The following is a 25,467-nucleotide window of genomic DNA, read 5'->3' as shown; positions in this document are numbered from 1 at the left end:
GGTAAGGTCGTCCCCATGAACGAACACGCTGCGAAGTCGATCCGGAGTTTCATCGCCGCGCACGGCGGTTCGGCCAAGGCCGTCCTCCAGCCGGTGGGCCTGCGGGGCGTCCGCATCACCCTGGTGGGGGAGGACGGCATCATGGGCGACGAGATGGTCGCTTCGATGGCCGACGCGCAGGCAGTCGTGGAGGCGATCCCGGAGCTGACGACGTCCGACTGGGACCGCGACCTGGTTGCGACCGCCACCCCGGCACCGGGGCACGCGCAGAAGATGGCGGGCTGGTCCGGCCGCGGCCTGTAGAGCCGCCCGCGGGGGACCCGGGCTTACTCGAACCGGAACGTGCGCACGGCGGCCGCCCCGCCGAGTACGCCCCACACCACCAGCACACCGAGGCCCGTCCAGTCCACCACGCCCGACTGCGCCTGCAGCAGCGCGTCGGTGAGGGCGCCGGACGGCAGCAGCGTGGCCAGCGTGAACACGGTGCCGGGGACGTCGTCGCGCACCAGCACCAGTCCTGCCACGGCGAGCAGGGCGAACCAGATTATGTTGGCCAGCGCCAGGACGATCTCCGCCTTGAGCCGGCCGCCGACGAGTAGACCGAGCGTGGTGAACGCGACGGTGCCGACGGCCACCGACAGCAGGATCAGCCCGATGGTGGCGGGTCCCGGCCGCCAGCCCAGTGCGGCCGCGATGGAGCCCAGTATCACCAACTGACCGATGATCACGATGATCACCGCGCCGCTCTTGCCCGCCACGATGCCCCACTTGGGCAGGGCGGTGGCGCCGATCCGTTTGAGCGCCCCGTAACGGCGGTCGAAGCCCACGGCGATCGCCTGGCCTGTGAACGCCGTGGACATCACCGCCACCGCCAGCACCATCGGCAGGACGTGGTCCACGCGCGGATCGGCGAAGTCGCCGAAGGGCAGCAACGTCACCGCGACGAGGATCGCGATGGGGATCAGCAGCGTCAGCATCAACTGCTCGCCGTGGCGCAGCAGCAGCGTCAGCTCCATCCGCACCTGCGAGCGGAGCATCGCGGCGGGCGGGGCGGCCGCCGGCGCGGGCGTGAAGGTGCCCGCGGGGAAGAGCGCCGGGGTGCCGGCCGCGGCGATGCCGGAGTCTGTGCGGTCGTTCATGCGCGGAGCTCCCGTCCGGTCAGATCGAGGAACACGTCCTCCAGGCTGCGTTTGGCCGTGGACAGGCCTGACACCAGAACCTCGTTGTCCGCGCACCATCGGGTCAGAGCCGCCACGACCTGCGGATTCACTTCGCCGGACACCGTGTACCGGCCGGGGGCGGCTTCGGTGACGGCGCGGCCGCCGGGCAGGCACGCCCCGATCGCGGAGGCGTCCAGGCGCGGGGGAGCGGTGAAGGTGAACGTCCGACGGCCGGCGCCCGTGGTGAGTTCGGCCGGCGAGCCGCTCGCCACCGCGCGCCCGTGGTCGACGATGACGACATGGTCCGCGAGCTGTTCCGCCTCGTCCATGAGATGCGTGGTGAGCAGGATGGAGACCCCGTCGCGGCGGAGCGCGTCGACCAGCTCCCAGACCACGTTGCGCGCCTGGGCGTCGAGGCCGGCCGTCGGCTCGTCCAGGAAGACCAGCTCCGGGCGGCCGACGATGGCGCAGGCCAACGCCAGGCGCTGCTGCTGCCCGCCGGACAGGCGACGGTAGGGGGTCCGCAGCGAGTTCTCCAGGCCCAGCACCGAGACGAGCCACCGCGGGTCCAGGGGGTGCGCCGAGTAGGAGGCGACCAGGTGGAGCATCTCGCCGGCGCGCGCACCCGGGTAGGCGCCTCCGCCCTGGAGCATCACCCCGATCCGCGGCTTGAGCCGGGCGGCGTCGCGCACCGGGTCGAGCCCCAGCACCCGCACCGTGCCGGCGTCCGGCCCCGCGAAGCCCTCGCACATCTCCACCGTGGTGGTCTTGCCCGCACCGTTGGGGCCCAGCAGCGCGAGGACGGTGCCCCGGTCCATCGTCAGGTCGAGGCCGTCGACGGCGGTGACCGATCCGAATCTCCGGACCACGCCGGACAGTTCCACGGCAGGCGCCGGCGCCTCGGGGCGCGGTGCGGAGTCGCGGGATCGCTTCGGAGCGGACGGAGCCGTAGGGGTACCTGGCTTCACGGCTTACCAGGGTATGTCGCCGGTTCCGTCGTCGCGCGCCCGGGCTGCCTTCGCGTCCATTCGATCCGACGGCGGGTCGCCTGCCGGATCACGACGATGGTGAGCAGGGCCGCGAGCGCGGCCTCCACGATGACGAAGGGTGGATACTCTCCGCCGTTGGGCGTGGGCCCCACCAGGCAGACGATGGCGGACACCGCCACCGCCGGCACGCGGAACGCGGGGGTGGTGGCCCAGGCCGCCAACGGCACGAGCGCCCACAGCAGGTACCACGGGTGCACCACCGGGAAGAGGATCACGAGGATCGCAAGCGACACCCCGAGCCCGCCCACGGGGTGGATGCGGCCCGAGTGCGTCGCGATGAGCATGCGCAGGACTCCCAGCCCCACCAGGACGAAGGCGATCGGTTTCATGATGGCGAGCACGGCAGTGGTGTGATTGCCCAGCCCCAGCAGCATTCCGGTGCCGCCGGTGCCCATCCCCAGCAGCGTGGTGATCGACATCCAGCTCCGCACCTCGCTGGCGGTGCCCAGCGTCGCGACCCAACCGAACCCCAGGCCCGTCGCCCACGCGAACAGCGCCTGGCCCGCGACCGCGATCACGGCGAGCATCGCCGCCACCCACACGACGTTCTTCACACCGGGCCCCCTGCGCCGCGCGAAGGCCACGCCGACGAAGCCCAGCGCCATGAGCGAGGGGATTTTGATCGCCGAGGATGCGACTATCACCCCGGCGCCGGCGAGCAGCAGCAGCCAGCCGCGCATCCCGAACGGATTCGTGTCGTACACGGCGCGGAGGCAGATCTCGAGGCCTGCCACCATGAGGCCGATCATCAGCGCCTCGTTGTGGATCCCGGCGATCAGGTGCAGGAACACCAGGGGGTTCGCGGCGCCGAGCCACAGCGAGGTCACCGGCGCGATGCCGCAGCGCTTCGCGAGGCGGGGGAGCGCCCAGATGATCAGGCACACGCCTCCCACCTCGAGGGCCCTGTGCATCAGCACGCCCGCCACCACGTTGTCCCCGCTGATGGCGCCGATCACCTTGCCGAGCCACAGGAACAGCGGCTCGTAGGGCGCCGGCGTGTCGCGCCAGATCGTCGGCACGCTGCGCGTGAGCACGTTGTCCACGCCGAGGGCCTGGGCCGGACCCAGCGAGTACGGGTCCAGCCCGCGCGCGGTGATCTCACTCTGCGCCAGGTAGGAGTACACGTCCTTGCTGAACATCGGGGGCGCCACCAGCAGCGGCAGCATCCACAGCAGCATCGTGCGGTCCATCTGCGACCGGCTGAGCCGGCGCGGCGTGTTGCCCTCGCGCAGCCGCCCCACCGCCAGGCGACCCAGGAGCAGCCAGGCGATGACGAGCATGGCCGTGCCCGTCATCGCGACGGTGAGCGCGACCGTGGGCATGCGCGAGAGCAGGCCGATCACCCGGTGCCCGTACACGGGGTTCTGCAACACCGGTTGCGCACCGGCGCCCAGGGCGCCGACCGCCATGAGCACCGTCCCGCACGCGCCGAAGCGGCGCACCGAGCGCAGCTGGCGGGTCTCGTCGGGATTCAGCCCGGCCGCCGCCCGCTCCACCCGGTGCAGATGGGAGATGTGGGTGCCGGCTTCACCCGGGGTCTCCCCGCTGGGCAGACCGACGACACGCCGCAGCCGCCGGACGAGCGGACGCGCACGCTGAACGGAGCCGGTCGATGTCACAGTGTGTGAGCGTAATGGGAGCGGCGTGCCGGGTCCCGGTCGCGGCCGCCGGCGTGACCCTGACCACTCGGTACGAGGATATAGGGCACCCTTGGTGGAACTGGACCGGCAATTCCGTCACACTGGTGTTGTGAAATCCGATCCAGTACGTACGCGACGCGCCGCGACCGGCGCATCGGCATGTGCGTCCGGTCCGGATGACCGAGGCCAGGACGCACCGTCGTCGATGACGCCTGCGCCGACGGCGCCCGCCGCGGAGCCGCACGTTTCCGCGGAGGCGGGCACGCGCGCCGAGGTGGTGCGGCTGCTCCTGGAGGACGGCCCGCTGTCCGCCACCGAGATCGGCTCGCGGCTGGGCCTCAGCGCGGCGGGTGCACGTCGGCACATCGAGGCGCTGGTGGAGCAGGGCGAGGCGATGGTGGCCAGCGGTGCGGGCGCGCACCGGCGCGGCCCCGGGCGCCCGGCCAAGCAGTTCCAGCTGACCGCCGCCGGGCGTGCGGGCCTGGGCCACGCTTACGACGATCTCGCCGGCGACGCCATCCGGGCGTTGCGCGAGCTCGGCGGCGAGGACGCGGTGGCCGAGTTCGCGCGCAGGCGCGTCCGCTCGATCGTCCGCGGCGTCACCGCGGCGGACGACGGCCTCCCCGTGGCAGCCGAAGACGCCGCCGGGCAGAACCACGCGCCGTCCGGTTCCCCGGACGCGGACGAACGCATCGCGGCAACGGCCGACGCCATCGCCGAGGCCATGTCCGGCGCCGGATACGTGGCCAACACCAGGCGGGTGGGCAACGGCGTGCAGATCTGCCAGCACCACTGCCCGGTGGCGCACGTCGCGGCCGAGTTCCCCGAGTTCTGCGAGGCCGAGCAGGAGGCGTTCCGCGATCTCCTCGGCACCCATATCCAGCAGCTCGCCACCATCGCCAACGGCGACGCGGTCTGCACCACGCACGTCCCGCTGGGGCTCCCGCCGGACGCGGGCGGGCGAACGGCCCCCTCCGGCCCGCCGCCGCAGGGCGGGACGCGTCCGCGCCCAGGATGACCCGGCACGAGCGTCCACCACCGCCACCAGCATCAACCCGCAATCCCACCACCCGCACGGAGCGCGTAGCGGGAAACACCAGACTCCGGAAGGAGCCGGCATGACCATCACGTCGGACCAGGCAGGTACGTCGGGCAGCACGTCGGCGACGGCCGCGCCCGAATCGCTCACGCAGGAGCAGACCATCGAGTCGCTGGGCAACTACGCCTTCGGCTGGTCGGATCCCGACGCGGCCGGCCAGGCGGCCCGCCGCGGCCTGAACGAGGACGTGGTCCGCGACATCTCCGAGAAGAAGAACGAGCCCGCCTGGATGCTGGAGAACCGGCTCAAGGCGCTGCGCATCTTCGACCGCAAGCCGTTGCCGGGTTGGGGCGCCGACCTCAGCGGCATCGACTTCGACAACATCAAGTACTTCGTGCGCTCCACGGAGGAGCAGGCGACCTCCTGGGACGACCTGCCCGAGGACATCCGCAACACCTACGACCGGCTCGGCATCCCCGAGGCCGAGAAGCAGGCGATGATCGGCGGCGTCACCGCCCAGTACGAGTCCGAGGTGGTCTACCACCAGATCCGTACGGATCTGGAGGAGAAGGGCGTCATCTTCACCGACACCGACACCGGTCTGCGCGAGTACCCGGAGCTGTTCCAGCAGTACTTCGGCACCGTGATCCCCGCGGGCGACAACAAGTTCTCGGCGCTCAACACCTCGGTGTGGTCCGGCGGGTCGTTCGTCTACGTGCCGCCGGGCGTGCACGTGGACATCCCGCTGCAGGCCTACTTCCGGATCAACACCGAGAACATGGGCCAGTTCGAGCGCACCCTCATCATCGTCGACGAGGACGCCTACGTGCATTACGTCGAGGGCTGCACCGCGCCGGTGTACAGCTCGGATTCGCTGCACTCGGCCGTGGTGGAGATCGTCGTGAAGAAGGGCGGCCGCTGCCGCTACACGACCATCCAGAACTGGTCCAACAACGTCTACAACCTCGTCACCAAGCGCACGCGCGCCGAAGAGGGCGCCACCATGGAGTGGGTCGACGGCAACATCGGCTCCAAGGTGACGATGAAGTACCCGGCGGTGTGGATGACCGGCGAGCACGCGCACGGCTCGGTGCTGTCGGTGGCCTTCGCCGGGGCCGACCAGCACCAGGACACCGGCGCCAAGATGCTCCACCTGGCGCCGCACACCTCGTCGAACATCGTCAGTAAGTCCGTGGCGCGCAGCGGCGGGCGATCCTCCTACCGCGGCCTGGTGCAGGTGAACAAGGGCGCCTACGGCTCGCGGTCCAACGTGGAATGCGATGCGCTGCTGGTAGACCAGATAAGCCGTTCGGACACGTATCCGTACAACGACATCCGCGAGGACGAGGTCACCCTGGGCCACGAGGCGACGGTCTCGAAGGTCAGCGACGACCAGCTGTTCTACCTCATGAGCCGCGGCATGACCGAGGAAGAGGCCATGGCGATGGTGGTGCGCGGCTTCGTCGAGCCCATCGCCAAGGAGCTGCCCATGGAATACGCGCTCGAACTCAATCGACTCATCGAACTGCAGATGGAAGGGGCAGTGGGATAGTGGCAACGACGAATCAGTCGAAGGGGGACGCCGCCGGCGCCGCCACCGGGGTGCGCGGCGCCGTAATGGGCGAGAACCCCGTCACGATCCCCGCCTCCAACAAGGGCGCGATCTTCACCTCGTACGACGTCGACGCCTTCGAGGTGCCGTCCGGGCGCGACGAGGCGTGGCGCTTCACCCCGATGCGCCGGCTGCGCGGCCTGCACGACGGCACCGCTACCCCCGACGGCACGGCGACGGTCACCGTCACCGGCGTGGAGGAGTCGGACGGCGTCACGGTGGAGACGGTGGGCCGCGAGGACGCGCGCCTGGGCACCGCCGGCGCGCCCGCCGACCGCGTGGCCGCGCAGGCGTACACGTCGTTCGAGGCGGCCACGGTGGTCACCATCGGCACCGAGGCCGTGCCCGCGGACCCGGTCGTCGTCACGGTGACGGGCCCCGGCTCCGGCAAGACCGCCTTCGGCCACCTGCAGTTGCGGGCGCAGCGGCACTCGAGGGCGGTCGTCATCCTCGACCAGCGCGGCGCCGGCACCTACGCGGAGAACGTCGAGATCCTGCTCGGCGATGGCGCGGACCTGACCGTCGTCGCCATCCAGGACTGGTCCGACGACGCCGTGCACGTGGGCTCCCATCACCTGGACGTGGGCCGCGACGCGAAGCTGACCCACATGGTGGTCACGCTCGGCGGCGAACTGGTCCGCATCGCCCCCACCCTCAAGTACTCCGGGCCGGGCGGTTCGGCCGACCTGTGGGGCGTGTACTTCGCCGACGACGGCCAGCACTTCGAGCAGCACCTGCTGGTGGATCACGCGCAGCCGCACTGCCGGTCCAACGTGGTCTACAAGGGCGCGCTGCAGGGCGACCCGGCTTCGAAGAAGCCCGATGCGCGCACCGTCTGGATCGGTGACGTCCTCATCCGCGCCGAGGCCGAGGGCACCGACACCTACGAGCTCAACCGCAACCTGGTGCTCACCGACGGTGCGCGGGCCGACTCGGTCCCCAACCTGGAGATCGAGACCGGCGAGATCCGGCGCGCGGGACACGCCAGCACCACGGGGCGCTTCGACGACGAGCAGTTGTTCTACCTGCGCTCGCGCGGCATCCCCGAGCGGGAGGCGCGGCAGCTGGTGGTCCGCGGGTTCTTCCACGAGATCATCGACCGCATCCCCGTCGAGGTCGTCCGCGCGCGCCTGTCCGACGCGATCGAGGCCGAGCTCGCCGCCGCCGGGTCCTGACCCGGCGGGCGCACGGTCCACCTGTACGAGCACTCACGAAAGAGTCGAATCACCAAGATGAGCAACGCCAAGACCACGCTGGAGATCAAAGACCTGCACGTCAATGTCGCGCAGGAGAACGAGTCGGCCGCGCCGATCGAGATCCTCAAGGGCGTCGACCTGACCATCGGGTCGGGGGAGACCCACGCGATCATGGGGCCCAACGGTTCCGGTAAGTCGACGCTGTCGTACGCGATCGCCGGGCACCCCCGCTACGAGGTGGTCTCGGGAAGCGTGACCCTCGGCGGCGAGGACGTGCTGTCGATGTCCGTCGACGAGCGCGCCCGCGCCGGCATCTTCCTCGCGATGCAGTACCCGGTGGAGGTGCCGGGCGTGTCGATGTCAAACTTCCTGCGCACCGCCGCCACCGCCGTCCGGGGCGAGGCCCCCAAGCTGCGGCACTGGGTCAAGGAGGTCAAGCAGGCCATGTCCGACCTCGACATCGACCCGGCCTTCGCCGAGCGCAGCGTCAACGAGGGCTTCTCCGGCGGCGAGAAGAAGCGCCATGAGGTGCTGCAGCTCGAGCTGCTCAAGCCCCGGTTCGCGATCCTGGACGAGACCGACTCGGGGCTCGACGTGGACGCGCTGCGCATCGTCAGCGACGGGGTGAACCGCTACCGCGAGACCGAGCACGGCGGCATCATGCTGATCACGCACTACACGCGCATCCTGCGCTACATCAAGCCGGAGTTCGTGCACGTGTTCAGCGACGGCCGCGTCGCCGAGTCGGGCGGCCCCGAGCTGGCCGACGAGCTCGAGGAGAACGGCTACGAGCGTTTCACCCGCGCCGGCGCCGGGGCCTGATGCCATGACCGCCACCGTCGACACCCTGGACGTCGAGCGCATCCGCGCCGACTTCCCGATCCTGTCGCGCACCGTCCGCGGCGGCAGCCCGCTGGTGTATCTGGACTCGGGGGCCACGTCGCAGCGGCCGCTGCAGGTGCTCGACGCCGAGCGCGAGTTCCTGCTGCGGCACAACGCCGCGGTGCACCGGGGCGCGCACCAATTGGCGGAGGAGGCCACCGACGCCTACGAGGACGCCCGCGCGGCCATCGCCGGCTTCGTGGGCGCGGGCAGCGGGGACGAGCTGGTGTTCACCAAGAACGCCACCGAATCCCTCAACCTCGTCGCCTACACCCTGGGCGACCCGGCGGCGGGGCCGCTGGCGGTGGGGCCCGGCGACGAGATCGTCATCACCGAGCTCGAGCACCACGCCAACCTGGTGCCCTGGCAGGAGCTGTGCCGGCGCACGGGCGCGACGCTGCGGTGGTACGGGGTCACCGACGACGGCCGTATCGACCTGGACTCGCTCGAGCTCACCGAGCACACCCGCGTCCTGGCCTTCACCCACCAGTCCAACGTGACCGGTGCGGTGGCGCCGGTGGAGGAGCTGGTCCGGCGGGCCCGCGCGGTGGGCGCGCTGGTGGTGCTGGACGCCTGCCAGTCGGTCCCGCACATGCCCGTGGACCTGCGCGCGCTCGACGTCGACTTCGCCGCGTTCTCCGGACACAAGATGCTGGGGCCGTCCGGGGTGGGCGTGCTCTACGGCAAGCCGGAGCTGCTCGACGCGCTGCCCCCGTTCCTCACCGGCGGCTCGATGATCGAGACGGTGACCATGGAGCGCACCACCTTCGCCGCGCCGCCGCAGCGATTCGAGGCGGGCGTGCCCATGACCTCGCAGGTGGTGGGGCTCGGCGCCGCCGTCGGGTACCTGTCGGCCATCGGCATGGACGCCGTGGCCGCGCACGAGCACGCACTGGTGGAACGGGCCCTCGCGGGCCTGGGCGCCATCGACGGCCTGCGCATCGTCGGACCTGCGACGGCGCAGGACCGCGGCGGCGCGGTGTCCTTCGTCGTCGACGGCGTGCACGCCCACGACCTGGGGCAGGTGCTCGACGACGACGGCGTGGCCATCCGGGTGGGGCACCACTGCGCCTGGCCGCTGCATAGGCGGTTCGGGATCGCGGCGACGGCCCGCGCCTCCTTCGCCGTGTACAACACGGCCGACGAGGTCGACGCGCTGGTCGCCTCGGTGCAGCACGCGCGCGAGTTCTTCGGCGTCGCCTGATGCCGGGGCGCAGGAACCGGGCCGCACGAGCACAGGCCAGGCCCGCGACGGCGGGGCACGGACAGGAAGGAGCGGGCCGATGAGACTGGAGCAGATGTACCAGGAGGTGATCCTGGACCACTACAAGCATCCGCACGGGCGGGGCCTCCGCGAGCCGTACGACGCCGAGGTGCACCACGTCAACCCGACCTGCGGCGACGAGCTGACGCTGCGCGTGCATCTGGAGGCGGCGGACGGTTCCGGTGCTGCGGAGCAGGCCGTGGTCCGCGACATCTCGTACGACGGACAGGGCTGTTCGATCAGCCAGGCGGCCACGTCGGTGCTGTGCGAGCTGCTGGTGGGGTCCACGCTCGACGACGCCCTGCGCGTGGTCGAGAGCTTCCAGGAGATGGTCTCGAGCCGCGGTAAAGTCGAGGGCGACGAGGACGTTCTCGGCGACGGCATCGCGTTCTCCGGCGTCTCCCGGTACCCGGCCCGCGTCAAGTGCGCGCTGCTCGGCTGGATGGCGTTCAAGGACGCCGTGGTCCAGAGCGGGGCGGGCGCTGCTGTCGATAGCGCCCCGGCGCGTTGACCACGATGACGCCGCACGGACGCCGTGAGGCGCAACACGACCTAGAATCGCGAGAAACCAGCACCCATCGGAGGGCAGGACAATGACCGAAAGCCAGGTTGCCGGATCGGCTCCGTCGCTCGACGACGTCGAGGAGGCCATGCGTGACGTCGTGGACCCGGAGCTGGGAGTCAACGTCTTCGACCTCGGCCTCGTCTACGACATCGCGATCGAGGAGACGGGCATCGTCAAGCTCGACATGACGCTCACCTCTGCCGCGTGCCCGCTCAGCGACATCATCGAGGACCAGACGGTCACCGCGCTGGTGCGCAGCGGCCTGGCCCCGGACGTCGAGGTCAACTGGGTGTGGATGCCGCCGTGGGGCCCCGACAAGATCAGCGACGACGGCCGCGAGCAGCTGCGTGCGCTCGGCTTCACCATCTGATTCCCTGACATACCGGGAGGCCGGGGCAACTGCGGGCGTACTGCCGGCCGGCTACCGCCACACCCGGGCATCGTTGTGCATCGGACGCGGCGAGGACACGTTCCTCGCCGCGTCCGATGCACTTGCACGGTGGGAGGTCCATCGGCGGGCGGGTCTGCGCGTGGAGGCGCCGGGCCTTTTCGACGGGAACCGGTGTCCGGCAATTGAACTCGGTGTGCGCGGGGAGAACGCCGGAACAACATCAGGGGATCCTGGCGGCCGAGCCGCCCCGGTCGGCCCGATCCGGTCGATCATGACCGATGTGACCAGATACCGCATGCTCAGAACCCTGTCCGTACTACTCGCCTCGGGCACCCTCGCCACGGGCCTCACGGCCGCGTCCGCCGGCGTCGGCGGCGCCGCACCCGGCTCGTTCGCACCCGGCTCGTCCGATCCCGCCGATCAGGTGATCAACACCGTCGTCATCGGCCTCGACGGCACGATGCTCGATCAGGTGAAGGCCGCGGACACGCCCAACCTGCATCGACTGATCGCCGAGGGCACCAGCGGCCGCTCGTCGATCCTCGGGCATCCGACGATCTCGGGGCCGTCCTGGTCGACGGTCCTCACCGGCGTGTGGCACACCAAGCACGGCGTCGTGGACAATTCGTTCGAGGGCGCGGACTACGAAGCATATCCGAGCGTCTTCACCCGCATCGAGAACGGGAACCTGCAGATGCGCACCGTCTCCATCTCCACGTGGGGCGGCATCGCCACCATCGCCGGATCCGGCGACCCCGCGGCGGACGTCGTCGTCACCACGCCGGGCGCGGGCAGCGGCGCGGCCACCGACGCCGCCACCGCGGAGGCCGTGGCGGACGAGATCACCGCGAACGGGCCGGAGTTCCTCTTCACCCAGCTCGACCAAGTCGACGGCGCGGGGCACTCCTCCGGCACCGGCGGATCCGAGTACGAACCCGCGCTGGAAAGCGTCGACACCGAGGTCGGCAAGATCGTCGATGCCGTCGACGCCCGCAGCGAGGCCACCGGCGAAAAGTGGACCATCCTCGTCACGTCGGACCATGGGCACAGGCCCGAGGGCGGCCACGGCGGTCAGAGCGACGCCGAGGGCACCACGTTCGTGATCGCCCGTGGAGCCGGCTACGAGGCCGGCGCGGTCGACGACACGCTCACGATCGCCGACATCACGCCCACCGTGCTCGACAATCTGGGTTTCGAGCAGCCCGCGGGCCTCGACGGCACGCCCATCCCGGCGAGCGGCACCTCCGCAGCCGGTTCGCTGGGACGGCTTCCCGCGTCGATTCCCACCGGGTCGCTCGGCAGCTGACTCACGCCCGTCGGACACCGGCGCGCGCCAGTGTCCGACGGGTCGCCGGATCCACCGCCCGGAACAGCGACCACATCGCCGCCGCTGTGCCGGCGACATCGGTGCGCCCCGACAGGAACGCGCGTTGGCGGGCCGCCGGCAGCGCGAAGAAGGCGTCGAAAAACCCGGCCGTCGCCGTCGGTTCCAGGCTCAAAAGCGCAGACAGCCCCACCTCGCGGAGGCGCCGGACGGCGCGGGCCTGCCACGGCCACAGCGCGCCCGACGGATCGCGGTCGCGGACGAGCGAGTCCACGACGATGTCCGCCGCCGACAGCGACGCCGCGACGCTGTATCCGGTGCCGGGGTGCATCAGTCCCGCCCGCGCCCCGAACGCCGGCACCGACCCGCCGCGGCGCGGCGCCTGGACAGGAAAGCGGACCCGCTCGACCGTGGCGTCCGCGGGGATCTCCACTCCGCGCGCGGACAGTCGGGCGACGAGACGCCGGCGCAGCTCGGGCAGCGGCAGGCCGGGGCGGCCGGCCAGGCACGTCTCCTCGAGCAGCACGGTGCCGTCGCCGAGCGGCATGGCGTACAGGAACGACGGGGGAGCACCGTCGATTGCGGCGTTGTCGGGCCGCCAGTCCATGAACCATGCCTCGCCGCCGTCGAGCGCGGGCGCGGCGACGTCCGCGGGCACGACGACCCCGAACGCCGTCTGCTCCGCGAGCGCCGGGTCCGGCCGCACCCCGCGGGCGTCGACAACCCGGCGGGCGTCGATGCGGGTGCCGTCGCGCAGGGTCACCGCCGATGGTGCCGAGATCTCAGCCGACCCGGTGACCACCCGTACGCCGGACAGGTCGAGGCGCCGGCGCAACGCGGCGTTGTCGACGATCCCGTAGGTGCGGTCGAGGACCCGTTCGCGGATGCCGTGCACCCGGGGACGGGGGATGCGGGCCCGCCAGATGTCGTCGCCGAGCCAGCCGGGGACCTCGTCCACCCACGCGGCGTACGTCGCATGCCACCCGCGATGGGGCCTCGGATCGATCCCGACCACGTCGAGACCCCGCGCCGCGGCACGATGCGCGAGCGCCCGGCCGGCCGGGCCGAGCCCCACAACGGCCAGGTCGACGGCACCCCCGGCGGGCGGCACCGTCGTCACATGCCGCCGGTGGCGAGCAGCCCGCCGTCCACGCGCACCGTATCCCCGGTGAGCCATTCCGCCTCGTCGGAGACGAGGAAGGCCACGGCGCGGGCGACGTCTTCCGGAGTGCCGATCCGGCCCATCGGATACTTGCGCGCGGCCTGCTGCTCATCATCGCCCACCAGCACGCTGGCGAACGAGGTGTCGATGACGCCGGGCGCCACCGCGTTGACGCGGATCGCGGGGGCCAGTTGCCAGGCGAGCTCCTCGGTGAGCCGGATCAGCGCCGCCTTGGACGCGCCGTAGGCGGAGATGACGCCCGACGAGCGCAGCCCGGCGACGCTGGCGATGTTCACCACGGCGCCGCCATGCTCGCCCATCCACGCCCTGTAGGCCTCCTGGACGTATCCGAGCGCGGCGACGACATTGGTGTCGAAGATCTTGCGGACGCCGCCGAGGTCGGCGTCCATGAGCGCGCCGAACACCGGGTTGATGCCGGTGTTGTTGATGAGGATGTCGAGGCTTCCGAAGCGGTCCATGGCCGCCGCGACGACGGCGGCGCGGTCCTCGTCGTGCCCGGTGTTCCCGGCGACGGCCAGGACCCTGTCCTGAGGTGAACCGGCGGGGGCATCGCCGCAGAACTGCGCGCGCAGCTCCGCCGCGGCCGCCTCCAGCGGCTCGGCCTTGCGGGCCGTCACCACCACGGATGCGCCACGGGCGAGGAACTCCGCGGCGATCGCCCGCCCGATGCCCCGGCTACCACCGGTGACCAGGGCGGTCCGGCCGGCGAGGTCGGGACGCGCGGGCACCCGGGCGGAAGCAGGCTGGGGGCTGTCATCGAAGGCCATGCTCCGACCCTAGAACGCGTCCGGCGCCGGCGATCCGCTGGGGCGCAGGTCACACCGTGCCGCTGATCCGAGGGAGCGATGGACCGGTATCATGGAACATCGGCCGATCGCGGCGGATCCGACGCTTCGGCACCGATCCGGCCCGGCCCACGGTTCTCCGTCCGATCCAGAAGTATCCACCCGAGCCTCGCAGTAGGGAGCATTCAGTACGTGATCACCGCCACCGACCTCGAGGTACGCGCGGGCGTACGTACCCTGTTGACGGCCCCCGGGGACCAGCTTCGCGTGCAACCGGGCGACCGCATCGGGCTGGTCGGCCGCAACGGCGCCGGCAAGACCACCACGTTGCGCATCCTGGCGGGCGAGGGTGAGCCCTACGCCGGCGCGGTCACCGCGGGCGGCGAGGTGGGCTACCTGCCCCAGGACCCGCGCGAGGGCAATCTCGACACCATCGCCAAGAACCGGGTGCTGTCCGCGCGCGGTCTGGACGAGATCATGCGGTCGATGGAGAAGCAGCAGGTGCTGATGGCCGAGCTGGTGGACGATAACGCCCGCGACCGCGCCATCCGTAAGTTCGGCCAGCTCGAGGACCGCTTCTCCTCGCTGGGCGGCTACCAGGCGGAGTCCGAGGCCGCGCGCATCTGCCATAGCCTCGGCCTGCCCGACCGCATCCTGGATCAGCCGTTGCGCACCCTCTCCGGCGGACAGCGCCGGCGCGTCGAGCTGGCCCGCATCCTGTTCGCCGCGTCCGACGGCAGCGGCGGCAAGTCCGGCACCACACTGCTGCTGGACGAGCCCACCAACCACCTCGATGCCGACTCGATCAACTGGCTCCGCGGGTTCCTGCAGAGCCACGACGGCGGTCTCATCGTCATCAGCCACGACGTGGACCTCCTCGAGTCCGTGGTCAACCGCGTCTGGTTCCTCGACGCCGTGCGCGGCGAGGCGGACGTGTACAACATGGGCTGGCAGAAGTACCTCGACGCGCGCGCCACGGACGAGCAACGCCGCCGCCGCGAGCGCGCCAACGCCGAGAAGAAGGCCGGAGCGCTCAAGGCGCAGGCCGCCAAGCTGGGCGCGAAGGCCACCAAGGCCGTGGCGGCCAAGAACATGGTCCGGCGGGCCGAGCAGATGATGGAATCGCTCGACGAGGTGCGCGTGGCCGACAAGACCGCGCACATCAAGTTCCCGGCGCCCGCGCCGTGCGGCAAGACGCCCCTGATGGCCTCGGGGCTGAGCAAGAGCTACGGCTCGCTCGAGATCTTCACCGGCGTGGACCTGGCCATCGACCGCGGCAGCCGCGTGGTGGTGCTGGGCCTCAACGGCGCCGGCAAGACGACGCTGCTGCGCATGCTCGCGGGCGCGGCGAAGCCCGACACCGGGCAGCTGGAGCCGGGGCGCGGGCTGAAGATCGGATACTTCGCGCAGGAGCACGACACCATCGACAACGACGCAACGGTGTGGGAGAACATCCGCCATGCGGCGCCGGACGCGGGGGAGCAGGACCTGCGCGGGCTGCTGGGCGCGTTCATGTTCTCCGGTCCGCAGCTGGAGCAGCCGGCGGGCACCCTGTCCGGCGGCGAGAAGACGCGCCTGGCGCTGGCGGGGCTCGTGTCGTCGGCGGCCAACCTGCTGCTGCTCGACGAGCCGACGAACAACCTCGACCCGATCTCGCGTGAGCAGGTCCTGGCCGCGCTGCGCACCTACGAGGGTGCCGTGGTGCTGGTGACGCACGACCCGGGCGCGGCCGAGGCGCTGAACCCCGAACGCGTCATCCTGTTGCCCGACGGCACGGAGGACCACTGGTCGGAGGAGTACGCGGAGCTGATCTCGCTGGCGTGACCGGCATCCGCGCCGCCCGGCCCGCCCCGGTCCGCGGCGGCGCTAGTCGCGCTTGCGCACCGACTCCTCGACCAGGTCCAGCACCTCGGCCAGGTTGCCCGCGTCGTGCCCGCCCGCCACGCGGGTGATGAGGCCGTCGAGCACCAGCTCCAGGTAGTCCTGCAGGACGTCGCCGGTGACGTCGTCGCGCAGCCTGCCCGCGGCCTTCTGGCGGCGCAGGCGCTCGCCGGTCGCCGCGCTCAGCTCACCGGAGCGTTCGGCCCAGCGCCGGCGGAAGTCCGCGTCGGTGCGCAGGCGCCGGGTGATCTCCAGGCGCGTGGCCAGCCAGTCGAAGCGTTCGGGGTGCGTGAGCACGTCCCGCATTACCTGCACCAGCCCCTGCTCGGCCGCAGTGTCCGCCATGCGCTGCGCGTCGTCCTCGGCCAGCGCCAGGAACAGCGCCTCCTTGTCGCGGAAGTGGTGGAAGATCGCGCCGCGCGACAGGCCCGTGGCCTCCTCGAGGCGGCGCACGGTGGCGCCTTCGTAGCCGTACTCGGCGAAGCACCGCCTGGCGCCGTCGAGTATCTGGCTGCGCCGTGCGGCGCGGTGGTCTTCGCTGACTCGGGGCACCCCCCGATCATAGGCAATCAAGCAGTACGCCCGTCACGGGAGTCGAGGTGCGGCGACCCCTGAACGGCCTCGCGGCCCCGCCTGGTGGGCGGGGCCGCGAGAATGCCTTGCTGTTCCTGCGCTGGTGGTTACGCTTCCGCGCCGGCCATATTCCGCAGCACGTACTGCAGGATGCCGCCGTGGCGGTAGTAGTCCGCCTCGCCGGGCGTGTCGATGCGCACCACCGCGTCGAACTCCACCGTGGACCCGTCGGCCTTGGTCGCGGTGACCTTGAGCGTGGCGGGCGTGCTGCCCTCGTTGAGCTCCGTGATGCCCGCGATGTCGAAGGTCTCGGTGCCGTCGATGCCCAGGGACGCGTACGACTCGCCCGCCGGGAACTGCAGCGGGATCACGCCCATGCCGATGAGGTTGGAGCGGTGGATGCGCTCGAACGACTCGGCGATGACCGCCTTGACGCCCAGCAGGACGGTGCCCTTGGCCGCCCAGTCGCGCGACGAGCCGGAGCCGTACTCCTTGCCGCCGAGCACCACCAGCGGCGTGCCCGCCTTCTGGTAGTTGACCGAGGCGTCGTAGATGAACGCCTGCGGGCCGCCGTCCTGGGTGAAGTCACGGGTGTAGCCGCCGCTGACGCCGCCTTCGACGATGGCGTCGAGCAGGAAGTTGCGCAGGCGGATGTTGGCGAACGTCCCGCGGACCATCACCTCGTGGTTGCCGCGCCGCGACCCCAGCGAGTTGAAGTCCTTGCGCGCGATGCCGTGCGACTCGAGGTACTGCGCCGCCGGGGTGCCGGACTTGATGGCGCCGGCGGGGGAGATGTGGTCGGTGGTGACCGAGTCGCCCAGCGTCGCCAGCACGCGCGCGCCGGTGATGTCGCCGACGGGCTGCGGCTGCGCGGTCATGCCCTCGAAGTACGGCGCCTTGCGCACGTAGGTCGACTCGTCGTTCCAGTCGAAGATCTTGCCCTCCGGAGTGGGCAGGCTCCGCCAGCGGTCGTCGCCCTTGAACACGTCGGCGTACGACTTGGTGAACATCTCGCTGTTGATCGCCGACTTGATGGTGTCGTTGATCTCCTGCGTGGACGGCCAGATGTCCTTGAGGAACACGTCGTTGCCGGCGGTGTCCTGGCCCAGCGCGTCGGACTCGAAGTCGAAGTCCATGGTGCCCGCGATCGCGTAGGCGATGACCAGCGGAGGGGAGGCCAGGTAGTTCATCTTGACGTCGGGGGAGATGCGGCCCTCGAAGTTGCGGTTGCCCGAGAGCACCGCGGTGGCGGCCAGGTCGTTGTCGTTGACGGCGGCCGAGATCTCCTCCGGCAGCGGGCCGGTGTTGCCGATGCACGTGGTGCAGCCGTACCCGCCCAGGTAGAAACCGAGCTTCTCCAGGTAGGGCCACAGGCCGGCCTTCTCGAAGTAGTCGGTGACCACCTGCGAGCCCGGCGCCATGTTGGTCTTGACCCACGGCTTGCTGGTCAGCCCCTTCTCGACCGCGTTGCGCGCCAGCAGGGCCGCGCCGATCATCACCGACGGGTTGGACGTGTTGGTGCACGAGGTGATACCCGCGACGGCGACGGCGCCGTGGTCCAGCGTGAAGGTTCCGCGCTCCGCGGAGACGACCTCGACCGGTGTGGACGGCACGCCGTCCTTCTCCGGGGTGCCCTCGGCCACGTAGTTCTTGATGTCCTTGCGGTACTGCTGCTTGGCCTCGCTGAGCAGGATGCGGTCCTGCGGGCGCTTGGGGCCTGCGATGGAGGGCACCACGGTGCCCAGGTCCAGCTCCATGTACTCGGAGAACACGGGCTCGTTCTCCGGGTCGTGCCACATGCCCTGGTCCTTGGCGTAGGCCTCGACCAGCGCCAGGTGCTCCTCGCTGCGCCCGGTGAGCCGCATGTAGTCGATGGTCTCGGCGTCGATCGGGAAGATCGCTGCGGTGGAGCCGAACTCGGGGCTCATGTTGCCCAGCGTCGCGCGGTTGGCCAGCGGCACCTCGGCCACGCCGTTGCCGTAGAACTCGACGAACTTGCCGACCACGCCGTGGTCGCGCAGCATCTCGGTGACGGTGAGCACCACATCGGTGGCGGTGACGCCCGGCTGGATCTCGCCGGTCAGCTTGAAGCCGACGACCCGCGGGATCAGCATCGACACCGGCTGGCCCAGCATGGCGGCCTCGGCCTCGATGCCGCCGACGCCCCAGCCCAGCACGCCCAGGCCGTTGACCATCGTGGTGTGCGAGTCCGTGCCGACGCAGGTGTCCGGGTAGGCCTGGCCGCCCCGGGTCATGACCGTGCGCGCGAGGTGCTCGATGTTGACCTGGTGGACGATGCCCGTGCCCGGGGGGACCACCTTGAAGTCGTCGAACGCGCCCTGGCCCCAGCGCAGGAACTGGTAGCGCTCGCCGTTGCGCTGGTACTCCAGCTCCACGTTGCGCTCGAAGGCGTCCGCGCGGCCGAACACGTCGAGGATCACCGAGTGGTCGATGACCATCTCGGACGGGGCGAGCGGGTTGACCTTGTCCGGGTCGCCGCCGAGGGCGACGATGGCCTCACGCATCGTGGCGAGGTCGACGATGCAGGGCACGCCGGTGAAGTCCTGCATGATCACGCGGGCCGGCGTGTACTGGATCTCGATACTCGGCTCCGCCGACGGATCCCAGGACGCGATGGCGCGGATCTGATCCGCGGTGATGTTCTTGCCGTCCTCGTTGCGCAGAAGGTTCTCGGCCAGGACCTTCAGCGAGTAGGGGAGTTTGGCGGTGCCGGGCAGCGCCGAGAGCCGGAAGACCTCGTAGGAGTTGTCTCCGACCTCGAGCGTGCCGCGGGCGCCGAAAGTATCGTTACTTGTGCTCACGTGCGCTCCACTCGTCATCGATGCTCACCGTCGGCGGGTCTCACCGGCGGTTCCGCGAGTCGCGTGCGCCGCCCGTCCGCGTGCCGGAGGCGTCTCGACGGCGGCGGGGACAACCGCCGACGCGTATGGCGTCTCCAGAGCCGGAACGGGCTTGCCAGTCCGCGCTGTGCTCCGGCTCCGCGGCCGCACGGCGGGGCGCGCCTCGGCTCGACAGCATTCTAACAGTACGGGCGTACTAAGTGCGTGACGGCCGGGGAACGGGCTGCTCGGGACCCGCCGACCGGCGTGTCCACCGGCGCCGCCTCCGCGACCCCCGGGGCCGCGCCGTGGGCCGCGGAGGCGGCGAAGCGCGTGTCGGATGCGGGGACCGTCGGGCCCGGACTCTAGACTCGCTCTGTCATCCCCGCCGACGCGGCAGATGGATCGCCCAGTTGGACCACCCAGTTGGATCACCCAGAAGGATCACGGAGAAGGGTCGCCGATGAGTTCCGCCGCCTACGCCTCGGAAACCCTTGCGGGGATGAACGTGCAGCAGGTGATCCAGGACGTCGCCGAAGGCGGCGTGTCCGTGCCGCCCGAGTACGCGGACGCCGCGCCCGGGCTTCGCGACATCGTGTCGGACGCGCAGCACGAGGGCCTGGAGCTGTCGGTAGTGGTGGTCCCGCACGATCAGTGGGGCATGAAGCTCGGCAGCCCCATCGCCTACCCCGAGCGCCTGCGCGACCTCTCCACCGCGGTCGGAGAGTCCGAGGGCGGCACCGTCCTGACCCTGAGTCCCGCGCAGATCGGCACCTACAGCGACACGCTGAGCAGGTTCACCCTCGAATCCGCGGAGAACGTCGTGCAGCATCCGCGCTCGCCGGAACTGACCGTCGCCGCACAGCAGTTCGTCGACGACGTGGAGCAGGACCAGTTCCCGTGGACCGCCGTTTCCGCAGTTCTGCTCGTGCTGGTCGTACTCGTCGTGGCGGCCGGCACCGTGCTCAACGTGCGTCGCGCACGCGGCTGAGCGCTCCTCCACAGCGGCTTGCGCCGCCCGCACTACCGCTCGGACCGGATTCCCTCGACGATCCGTCGACGCCGGAAAACCCTCCCCAACTGGCCTTTCGCGTATTACATCGCTGATATTTGTGACAGAAGTTCACCATGGGACACGATCTGTCGTACGGTGCTACTGGCACGGATGTTGCGTATGGGAGTCCTGTCGACGCGTCTGTCGGACTGCCGGTGGAAACTGTGGATCCGCCGGCCGGCCTGCGACGCGCCCGCCAGTTCCACCGCCGCATCCGGGATGTGCGGAGCGAAGGGAAGCGCCCCGCGCTCGCTGCCGCTGCCGCGTAGCCGGTCCGCCCGGTGCGCGGCGCGGCGAAACCGAGGGAGAACTTCGTGGGACGTAAGGGATCGAGCGCTGCGCGATCTGATGACCATCCTCGACGGTTCCGGACACACGCACGTGTGGGTACGGGCCTGCTCGTCGCCGGAACGATGCTGCTGGCGTCCCCCGGGATGTCGATGGCCGTACCGCCCCCGCCGCCCAACCCGTCGGATTCGCAGTTGCGCGATGCGGCCGGCGCGGTGACGCAGGGCGTGGGCCACGTCAGCGAACTCATCAACAGGATCGCGCAGGCGGATCAGGATCTGCAGAACCTCCTGGGCCGCGTGCAGATCAAACGCGAGGCGGCCAACAAGGCGCTCGTCGATCTGCAGCGGGCGCGATCCGTCGCAGCGGAAGCGGCAGCGGCGGTGCAGACCGCCCAGCGGCAGCTCTCCGACGCCGGTGAGGCGATCCAGCGTGCCCAGGAGCAGTTCGAGCAGTACGTCTCGACGGGCTACCAGCAGGGCGCGCCCGTGGGCTCGCTGACGATGTTCCTGGGTTCGGACGGCCCGGACGACGTGCTCAGCCGCGCCCGCCTGATGGAGGTGGTCCGGCAGGCTTTCGAGAACGCGATGGTGGACCTGCAACGCGCCCGGGCGCAGGAGGCCAACGAGGTCTCGTCCAACAAGGCGGCCAAGCAGCGTGCGGACGCCGCGGCGGACGATGCCCGCAACAAAGAGCAGGCGGCCAAGGCGGCGATCGCGGAGGCCGAGGACGCCGCGCAGCAGCAGGCCGCCGAGCGCACGCGCATCGAGGCGAACAAGCAGGAGGCGGAGCAGGAGCTCGCGGCCGCCCGCAACAACGTCGACGGGCTGCAGTCCCAGCGCGCGGTCTACGAGGAATGGGACCGCCGGCGCGAGGCCGAGGAGGCGGCGGCGCGGGCCGCGGCCGAGGCCGCCCGCAAGGCCGCCGCCGAGGCGGCGGCACGCGCGGCCGCGAACTCCGCGGCCCAGGCTGCCGCCGACGCGGTGGCCGCCAGCCAGAAGAACGGCGACCTCACCGGGACCGTCGACACGGCGGTGGCGAGCAAGTCCGCCGCGCAGAAGATCGAGATCGTCATCGACCGCGGCATGTCCCAGCTGGGGGTGCGCTACTCGTGGGGCGGCGGCAACGCCAACGGACCCACACTGGGCGTCCGCGACGGCGGCGTCGCGGACACCTACGGCGACTACAAGAACGTCGGATACGACTGCTCGGGCCTGATGGTCTATGCCTTTGCGGGCGTGGGCATCTCGCTGCCCAAGTACTCCGGCTACCAGTACACGGCCGGCAAGCAGGTGCCGGTGGACCAGGCCCGCCGCGGCGACATGCTCTTCTGGGGCCCCGGAGGAAGCCAGCACGTCGCGTTGTACCTCGGCGACGGCCAGATGCTGGAGGCGCCGTTCTCCGGCAGCGAGGTCCGGGTGGCACCGGTACGGTGGTCCGGGATACAGCCGTACGCGGTACGCATGATCGGGTGACGGACCGCAGCCGCGCCGCCTCGCGTCGCCGCGCACGGCCGGCGTTCAGGCGCGCGGATTCCCCGCGCGCACACCGAATCAGGAGGGCGGCACACCGGTGGCGAGCCATGACATGACCGGGCAGGGGACTGCGGATCACGCGCAGGCGGGGGACGCCGCGGCAGGCCGAACGGACGCCGGTCCGGCGCCGCGGGCCGCAGGCCTGCCGGCGGACACCGCGATGCTCGAGCGGGCGGTCTACGAGATCAAGCGCGTCATCGTCGGCCAGGACCACCTGGTGGAGCGCATGCTCGTCGCCGTCCTCGCACGTGGACACGTGCTGCTCGAAGGCGTCCCCGGCATTGCGAAGACGCTGGCGGTCGAGACGTTCGCGAAGGTCATGGGCGGCGATTACTCGCGCATCCAGTTCACCCCCGACCTGGTGCCCACCGACCTGCTCGGCACCCGCATCTACCGTCAGGGACGCGAGGAGTTCGACACCGAGCTCGGCCCGGTCGTGGCCAACTTCGTCCTGGCCGACGAGATCAACCGCGCACCGGCCAAGGTGCAGTCCGCACTGCTGGAGGTGATGGCGGAGGGGCACGTGTCCATCGGCGGGACCACCTACCCCATGCCGCGGCCGTTCCTCGTGATGGCCACGCAGAACCCCATCGAGAGCGAGGGCGTCTACCCGCTGCCGGAGGCGCAGCGCGACCGCTTCCTGTTCAAGGTGCTCGTGGGCTACCCGACGCCGGAGGAGGAGCGGGAGATCGTCTACCGGATGGGCGGCACGGCCCCCGTCCCCGAGCGCGTCCTCACCCCGGAGGACCTGGTGCGCCTGCAGGAGGCCGTCGGCACCGTGTTCGTCCATCACGCGCTGGTGGACTATGTGGTGCGCCTGATCACCGCCACCCGCCGCCCGCAGGACCACGGCCTCGACGAGATCGGGCAGTGGATCGCCTACGGGGCCTCGCCGCGCGCCACGCTCGGCATCATCGCCGCGGCCCGCGCCCTGGCTCTCGTCCGAGGTCGCGACTACGTGGTGCCGCAGGACGTGGTGGAGGTGGTCCCCGACGTGCTCCGGCACCGGCTCGTGCTCACCTATGACGCGCTGGCGGACGAGGTCTCGGCCGAGGAGATCGTGCGCAAGGTCATCAGCGCGGTCCCGCTTCCCCAAGTCACGGCCGCGCAACCTGCGCCGGGCGCGCACGCCGGGCCGCCCGCCGCCGACGCCGGTCCCCGGCGTTGACGGGGCCGGAGCACCGCGCGGCCGCCCGCGGCGGCCCACCGTCGTTCGCGCGCGGTGAACTCGAAGACCCGGCGCTCAGCGCGGCCCTGCACACGCTGGAGCTCACGGTGCGCCGGCGCCTCGACGGCCTGCTGCACGGGGACTACCACGGCCTGATTCCGGGCCCCGGCACTGAGCCGGGCGACGCGCGCGAGTACCAGCCCGGCGACGACGTCCGCCTCATGGACTGGTCGGTCACCGCGCGCACCACGGTGCCGCACATGCGTATGCCCATCGCCGACCGAGAGCTCGAGACCTCCCTGGTGGTGGACCTGTCCGCCAGCCTCGACTTCGGCACCGCGCAGTGCGAGAAGCGCGACCTCGCCGTGGCCGCGTGCGCCGCGATCACCTACCTGACCCTGCGCGGGGGCAACCGGATCGGGGCCGTCATCGACACCGGATCCGAGCGCGTGCGCATCCCGGCCCGCAGCGGCCGGGTCCACGCACGCACCCTCCTGCGCACGATCGCCACCACGAAGCGCCCCGTGGACGGGGTGCGCGGCGATCTGGCCGGAGCCGTCGAGTCCCTGCGCCGTCGGCGCGCACGGCGCGGCCTGGTCGTGGTGGTGAGCGACTTCCTCGGCGATCTCGATTGGGAGCGGCCGTTGCGGGGGATCGCGGCGTCGAACGATGTGCTCGGCGTCGAGGTGCTCGACCCACGCGACATCGCCCTGCCCGACGTGGGCACCGTGGTCCTGCGCGACCCGGAGTCCGGCCGCACCCGGGAGTTCACCACCACGGCGAAGGTCCGGTCCGATTTCGCGGCGGCGTCCGCGGCACACCGCGACGCGGTCTCCCGGGTGTTCCGCGCCAACGGCGCGCCCATGCTGGCACTGCGCACCGACCGCGACTGGATGGCGGACACCGCCCGATTCGTCGCGACGCGGCGCCGCCTCGACGCCGGGGCGATGGCCACCGCCGCGCCCGGGGCGGGGGCGGCGCTGTGAGCCTGTCCGGCTTCGTCCATCCGTGGTGGCTGCTCTGGCTCATCGCCGTCGCCGCGGTGGCCGCCGCGTACGTGGCGGTGCAACTGCGCCGCCGGCGCAAGGCCCTGCGGTTCGCCAGTTTCGACATGCTCGACTCGGTCACCCCGCAGCGCCGCAGGTGGTACCTCCACCTGCCCGCGCTTCTGCTGGTGCTCGGGCTCACCGGCCTGACCATCGCCGCCGCCGGCCCCACCGCCGACCACAAGGTCCCGCGCAACCGTGCCACCGTGATGCTGGCCATCGACGTGTCACTGTCGATGCAGGCCACGGACGTGCAGCCCAGCAGGCTCAAGGCGGCGCAGGAGGCCGCCAAGACGTTCGTCGACGAGCTCCCCGACGGCATCAACCTGGGCCTGGTGTCCTTCGCAGGAACGGCCTCGGTTCTCGTCTCGCCCACCACCAACCGGCAGTCGGTGGTGAACGCCATCGACAATCTGCAGCTGGCCGAGCGCACCGCCACGGGCGAGGCGATCTTCACCTCGCTGCAGGCGATCGAGAACTTCGGCGCCGGACTGGGCGGTGGCGACAACGTCCCGCCGGCGCGGATCGTGCTGGAATCCGACGGCACCCAGACAGTGCCGCAGGGCCTCGACGATCCGCGCGGCGCGTTCACCGCGGCGCGGCAGGCGAAGAAGGTCGGCGTGCCGGTCTCGACGATCTCCTTCGGCACCTCCTACGGGTACGTCGACATCGAGGGGCAGCGGATCAACGTCCCCGTGGACGACAGCTCGCTCAAACAGATCGCCGACCTGTCCGACGGCACCTTCTTCCGGGCTTCGAGCCTCGGCGAACTGGAGAGCGTCTACGACACCCTGCAGACCCAGCTGGGCTACGAGATCGAGCGCGGCGACGCTTCACGGCCGTGGCTGCTCCTGGGCTCGGCGCTGGTACTGGCCGCTGCGGCCGGCTCGCTCGTCGTCGGCCGCAGGCTCCCGTGACGGCCGGCCGCCACGGAGGACCCGCGGCGATCGTGCGCCCGGCCGCCTGCGGTTTCGCCGCGCCGATACCGATGG

At 71.2% G+C, this 25,467-nt stretch carries 22 protein-coding genes and 1 pseudogene; 16 read left to right on the top strand and 7 right to left on the bottom strand.

Going from position 1 to position 25,467, the window contains the following annotated elements; translation table 11 throughout:
- The first annotated feature begins 15 nt into the window (after nucleotides 1-15).
- Complete coding sequence (locus tag FO059_RS08960; RefSeq protein WP_143908116.1) at nucleotides 16-303, top strand: hypothetical protein; 288 nt, start codon at nucleotides 16-18, stop codon at nucleotides 301-303.
- A gap of 23 nt (nucleotides 304-326) precedes the next feature.
- On the opposite strand, the gene FO059_RS08955 is transcribed toward FO059_RS08960, so the two are convergent.
- The 3 genes from FO059_RS08955 to mptB all read right to left on the bottom strand — a co-directional run bounded on the left by FO059_RS08955 (nucleotide 327) and on the right by mptB (nucleotide 3,828).
- Complete coding sequence (locus FO059_RS08955) at nucleotides 327-1,139, bottom strand: ABC transporter permease (RefSeq protein WP_143908114.1); 813 nt, start codon at nucleotides 1,137-1,139, stop codon at nucleotides 327-329.
- Nucleotides 1,136-2,044 carry an ABC transporter ATP-binding protein gene (locus tag FO059_RS08950; RefSeq protein ID WP_168226601.1) on the bottom strand — a complete coding sequence of 303 codons (909 nt, stop codon included), beginning with the start codon at nucleotides 2,042-2,044 and terminating at the stop codon, nucleotides 1,136-1,138. Before FO059_RS08950 ends, FO059_RS08955 begins: the two co-directional genes overlap by 4 nt.
- Before the next feature lie 80 nt (nucleotides 2,045-2,124).
- Nucleotides 2,125-3,828 carry a polyprenol phosphomannose-dependent alpha 1,6 mannosyltransferase MptB gene (gene mptB, locus FO059_RS08945; RefSeq protein ID WP_168226600.1) on the bottom strand — a complete coding sequence of 568 codons (1,704 nt, stop codon included), beginning with the start codon at nucleotides 3,826-3,828 and terminating at the stop codon, nucleotides 2,125-2,127.
- A gap of 226 nt (nucleotides 3,829-4,054) precedes the next feature.
- On the opposite strand from mptB, the gene FO059_RS08940 reads away from it, so the two are divergent.
- From FO059_RS08940 to FO059_RS08905, 9 genes and pseudogenes are all read left to right on the top strand, one after another.
- Nucleotides 4,055-4,867 carry a helix-turn-helix transcriptional regulator gene (locus FO059_RS08940; protein ID WP_143908112.1) on the top strand — a complete coding sequence of 271 codons (813 nt, stop codon included), beginning with the start codon at nucleotides 4,055-4,057 and terminating at the stop codon, nucleotides 4,865-4,867.
- A gap of 100 nt (nucleotides 4,868-4,967) precedes the next feature.
- Nucleotides 4,968-6,440 (top strand): Fe-S cluster assembly protein SufB, encoded by a 1,473-nt coding sequence (gene sufB, locus FO059_RS08935; protein ID WP_143908110.1) that lies wholly within the window; start codon nucleotides 4,968-4,970, stop codon nucleotides 6,438-6,440.
- 65 nt (nucleotides 6,441-6,505) lie between these two features.
- Nucleotides 6,506-7,675 carry a Fe-S cluster assembly protein SufD gene (gene sufD, locus FO059_RS08930; protein WP_143910597.1) on the top strand — a complete coding sequence of 390 codons (1,170 nt, stop codon included), beginning with the start codon at nucleotides 6,506-6,508 and terminating at the stop codon, nucleotides 7,673-7,675.
- 57 nt (nucleotides 7,676-7,732) lie between these two features.
- Nucleotides 7,733-8,518 carry a Fe-S cluster assembly ATPase SufC gene (sufC, locus tag FO059_RS08925; protein WP_143908108.1) on the top strand — a complete coding sequence of 262 codons (786 nt, stop codon included), beginning with the start codon at nucleotides 7,733-7,735 and terminating at the stop codon, nucleotides 8,516-8,518.
- Nucleotides 8,519-8,522: 4 nt separating this feature from the next.
- A complete protein-coding gene (locus FO059_RS08920) occupies nucleotides 8,523-9,782 on the top strand; it encodes a cysteine desulfurase (protein WP_143908106.1) in 1,260 nt (419 codons plus the stop codon).
- A gap of 79 nt (nucleotides 9,783-9,861) precedes the next feature.
- Nucleotides 9,862-10,353, top strand: coding sequence for a Fe-S cluster assembly sulfur transfer protein SufU (gene sufU, locus FO059_RS08915; protein WP_143908104.1), 492 nt, complete (start codon nucleotides 9,862-9,864; stop codon nucleotides 10,351-10,353).
- A gap of 82 nt (nucleotides 10,354-10,435) precedes the next feature.
- Nucleotides 10,436-10,777 (top strand): metal-sulfur cluster assembly factor, encoded by a 342-nt coding sequence (locus tag FO059_RS08910; protein WP_143908102.1) that lies wholly within the window; start codon nucleotides 10,436-10,438, stop codon nucleotides 10,775-10,777.
- Nucleotides 10,755-10,940: pseudogene (locus FO059_RS18350) on the top strand (DUF1990 family protein); the annotation flags it as partial. The gene FO059_RS08910 and the pseudogene FO059_RS18350, both read left to right, overlap by 23 nt.
- Nucleotides 10,941-11,078: 138 nt before the next feature.
- The gene (locus FO059_RS08905; RefSeq protein ID WP_235671147.1) at nucleotides 11,079-12,104 is read left to right on the top strand and encodes an alkaline phosphatase family protein; all 1,026 of its coding nucleotides are present in this window, start codon (nucleotides 11,079-11,081) and stop codon (nucleotides 12,102-12,104) included.
- A gap of 1 nt (nucleotide 12,105) precedes the next feature.
- Here FO059_RS08905 and FO059_RS08900 read toward each other — a convergent pair whose 3' ends face one another.
- Both FO059_RS08900 and FO059_RS08895 read right to left on the bottom strand, forming a co-directional pair.
- Nucleotides 12,106-13,233: a lycopene cyclase family protein gene (locus tag FO059_RS08900; RefSeq protein WP_372497842.1), complete on the bottom strand. Its 1,128-nt coding sequence runs from the start codon at nucleotides 13,231-13,233 to the stop codon at nucleotides 12,106-12,108.
- Between the two features lie 5 nt (nucleotides 13,234-13,238).
- Nucleotides 13,239-14,072 carry an SDR family oxidoreductase gene (locus FO059_RS08895; RefSeq protein WP_143908095.1) on the bottom strand — a complete coding sequence of 278 codons (834 nt, stop codon included), beginning with the start codon at nucleotides 14,070-14,072 and terminating at the stop codon, nucleotides 13,239-13,241.
- A 210-nt stretch (nucleotides 14,073-14,282) separates the two neighbouring features.
- Between FO059_RS08895 and FO059_RS08890 the strand changes: the two genes are divergently transcribed.
- Nucleotides 14,283-15,914 carry an ABC-F family ATP-binding cassette domain-containing protein gene (locus FO059_RS08890; protein ID WP_143908093.1) on the top strand — a complete coding sequence of 544 codons (1,632 nt, stop codon included), beginning with the start codon at nucleotides 14,283-14,285 and terminating at the stop codon, nucleotides 15,912-15,914.
- A gap of 42 nt (nucleotides 15,915-15,956) precedes the next feature.
- Here FO059_RS08890 and FO059_RS08885 read toward each other — a convergent pair whose 3' ends face one another.
- Complete coding sequence (locus FO059_RS08885; RefSeq protein ID WP_143908091.1) at nucleotides 15,957-16,523, bottom strand: TetR/AcrR family transcriptional regulator; 567 nt, start codon at nucleotides 16,521-16,523, stop codon at nucleotides 15,957-15,959.
- A gap of 128 nt (nucleotides 16,524-16,651) precedes the next feature.
- On the bottom strand, nucleotides 16,652-19,366 hold the full coding sequence (acnA, locus tag FO059_RS08880) for an aconitate hydratase AcnA (protein ID WP_168226599.1): 2,715 nt from the start codon (nucleotides 19,364-19,366) through the stop codon (nucleotides 16,652-16,654).
- Between the two features lie 481 nt (nucleotides 19,367-19,847).
- Here acnA and FO059_RS08875 point away from each other — a divergent pair, with 481 nt between their 5' ends.
- From FO059_RS08875 to FO059_RS08855, 5 genes are all read left to right on the top strand, one after another.
- Nucleotides 19,848-20,375, top strand: a complete 528-nt coding sequence (locus tag FO059_RS08875) for an Rv1476 family membrane protein (RefSeq protein ID WP_143908087.1) — start codon at nucleotides 19,848-19,850, stop codon at nucleotides 20,373-20,375.
- Between the two features lie 476 nt (nucleotides 20,376-20,851).
- Complete coding sequence (locus FO059_RS08870) at nucleotides 20,852-22,201, top strand: C40 family peptidase (protein WP_143910596.1); 1,350 nt, start codon at nucleotides 20,852-20,854, stop codon at nucleotides 22,199-22,201.
- Nucleotides 22,202-22,313: 112 nt separating this feature from the next.
- The gene (locus FO059_RS08865) at nucleotides 22,314-23,429 is read left to right on the top strand and encodes an AAA family ATPase (protein ID WP_143910595.1); all 1,116 of its coding nucleotides are present in this window, start codon (nucleotides 22,314-22,316) and stop codon (nucleotides 23,427-23,429) included.
- Nucleotides 23,426-24,415 carry a DUF58 domain-containing protein gene (locus FO059_RS08860; protein ID WP_143908085.1) on the top strand — a complete coding sequence of 330 codons (990 nt, stop codon included), beginning with the start codon at nucleotides 23,426-23,428 and terminating at the stop codon, nucleotides 24,413-24,415. Before FO059_RS08865 ends, FO059_RS08860 begins: the two co-directional genes overlap by 4 nt.
- On the top strand, nucleotides 24,412-25,392 hold the full coding sequence (locus FO059_RS08855; protein WP_143908083.1) for a VWA domain-containing protein: 981 nt from the start codon (nucleotides 24,412-24,414) through the stop codon (nucleotides 25,390-25,392). The genes FO059_RS08860 and FO059_RS08855 overlap by 4 nt, the downstream gene beginning before the upstream one ends.
- Nucleotides 25,393-25,467: the final 75 nt, after the last annotated feature.

It is taken from the genome of Tomitella fengzijianii (assembly GCF_007559025.1).
In the GTDB taxonomy this organism is placed as follows: domain Bacteria; phylum Actinomycetota; class Actinomycetes; order Mycobacteriales; family Mycobacteriaceae; genus Tomitella; species Tomitella fengzijianii.
Note: the sequence above shows the minus strand (reverse complement) of the source record. Positions and strands in the feature narration are given on the sequence as shown.

Coding starts and splice junctions, on each gene's coding strand:
- FO059_RS08960 (WP_143908116.1), top strand. CDS start 16: ATGAACGAACACGCTGCGAAGTCGATCCGGAGTTTCATCGCCGCGCAC.
- FO059_RS08955 (WP_143908114.1), bottom strand. CDS start 1,139: ATGAACGACCGCACAGACTCCGGCATCGCCGCGGCCGGCACCCCGGCG.
- FO059_RS08940 (WP_143908112.1), top strand. CDS start 4,055: ATGACGCCTGCGCCGACGGCGCCCGCCGCGGAGCCGCACGTTTCCGCG.
- sufB (WP_143908110.1), top strand. CDS start 4,968: ATGACCATCACGTCGGACCAGGCAGGTACGTCGGGCAGCACGTCGGCG.
- sufD (WP_143910597.1), top strand. CDS start 6,506: ATGGGCGAGAACCCCGTCACGATCCCCGCCTCCAACAAGGGCGCGATC.
- sufC (WP_143908108.1), top strand. CDS start 7,733: ATGAGCAACGCCAAGACCACGCTGGAGATCAAAGACCTGCACGTCAAT.
- FO059_RS08920 (WP_143908106.1), top strand. CDS start 8,523: ATGACCGCCACCGTCGACACCCTGGACGTCGAGCGCATCCGCGCCGAC.
- sufU (WP_143908104.1), top strand. CDS start 9,862: ATGAGACTGGAGCAGATGTACCAGGAGGTGATCCTGGACCACTACAAG.
- FO059_RS08910 (WP_143908102.1), top strand. CDS start 10,436: ATGACCGAAAGCCAGGTTGCCGGATCGGCTCCGTCGCTCGACGACGTC.
- FO059_RS08895 (WP_143908095.1), bottom strand. CDS start 14,072: ATGGCCTTCGATGACAGCCCCCAGCCTGCTTCCGCCCGGGTGCCCGCG.
- FO059_RS08875 (WP_143908087.1), top strand. CDS start 19,848: ATGAGTTCCGCCGCCTACGCCTCGGAAACCCTTGCGGGGATGAACGTG.
- FO059_RS08870 (WP_143910596.1), top strand. CDS start 20,852: ATGCTGCTGGCGTCCCCCGGGATGTCGATGGCCGTACCGCCCCCGCCG.
- FO059_RS08865 (WP_143910595.1), top strand. CDS start 22,314: ATGACCGGGCAGGGGACTGCGGATCACGCGCAGGCGGGGGACGCCGCG.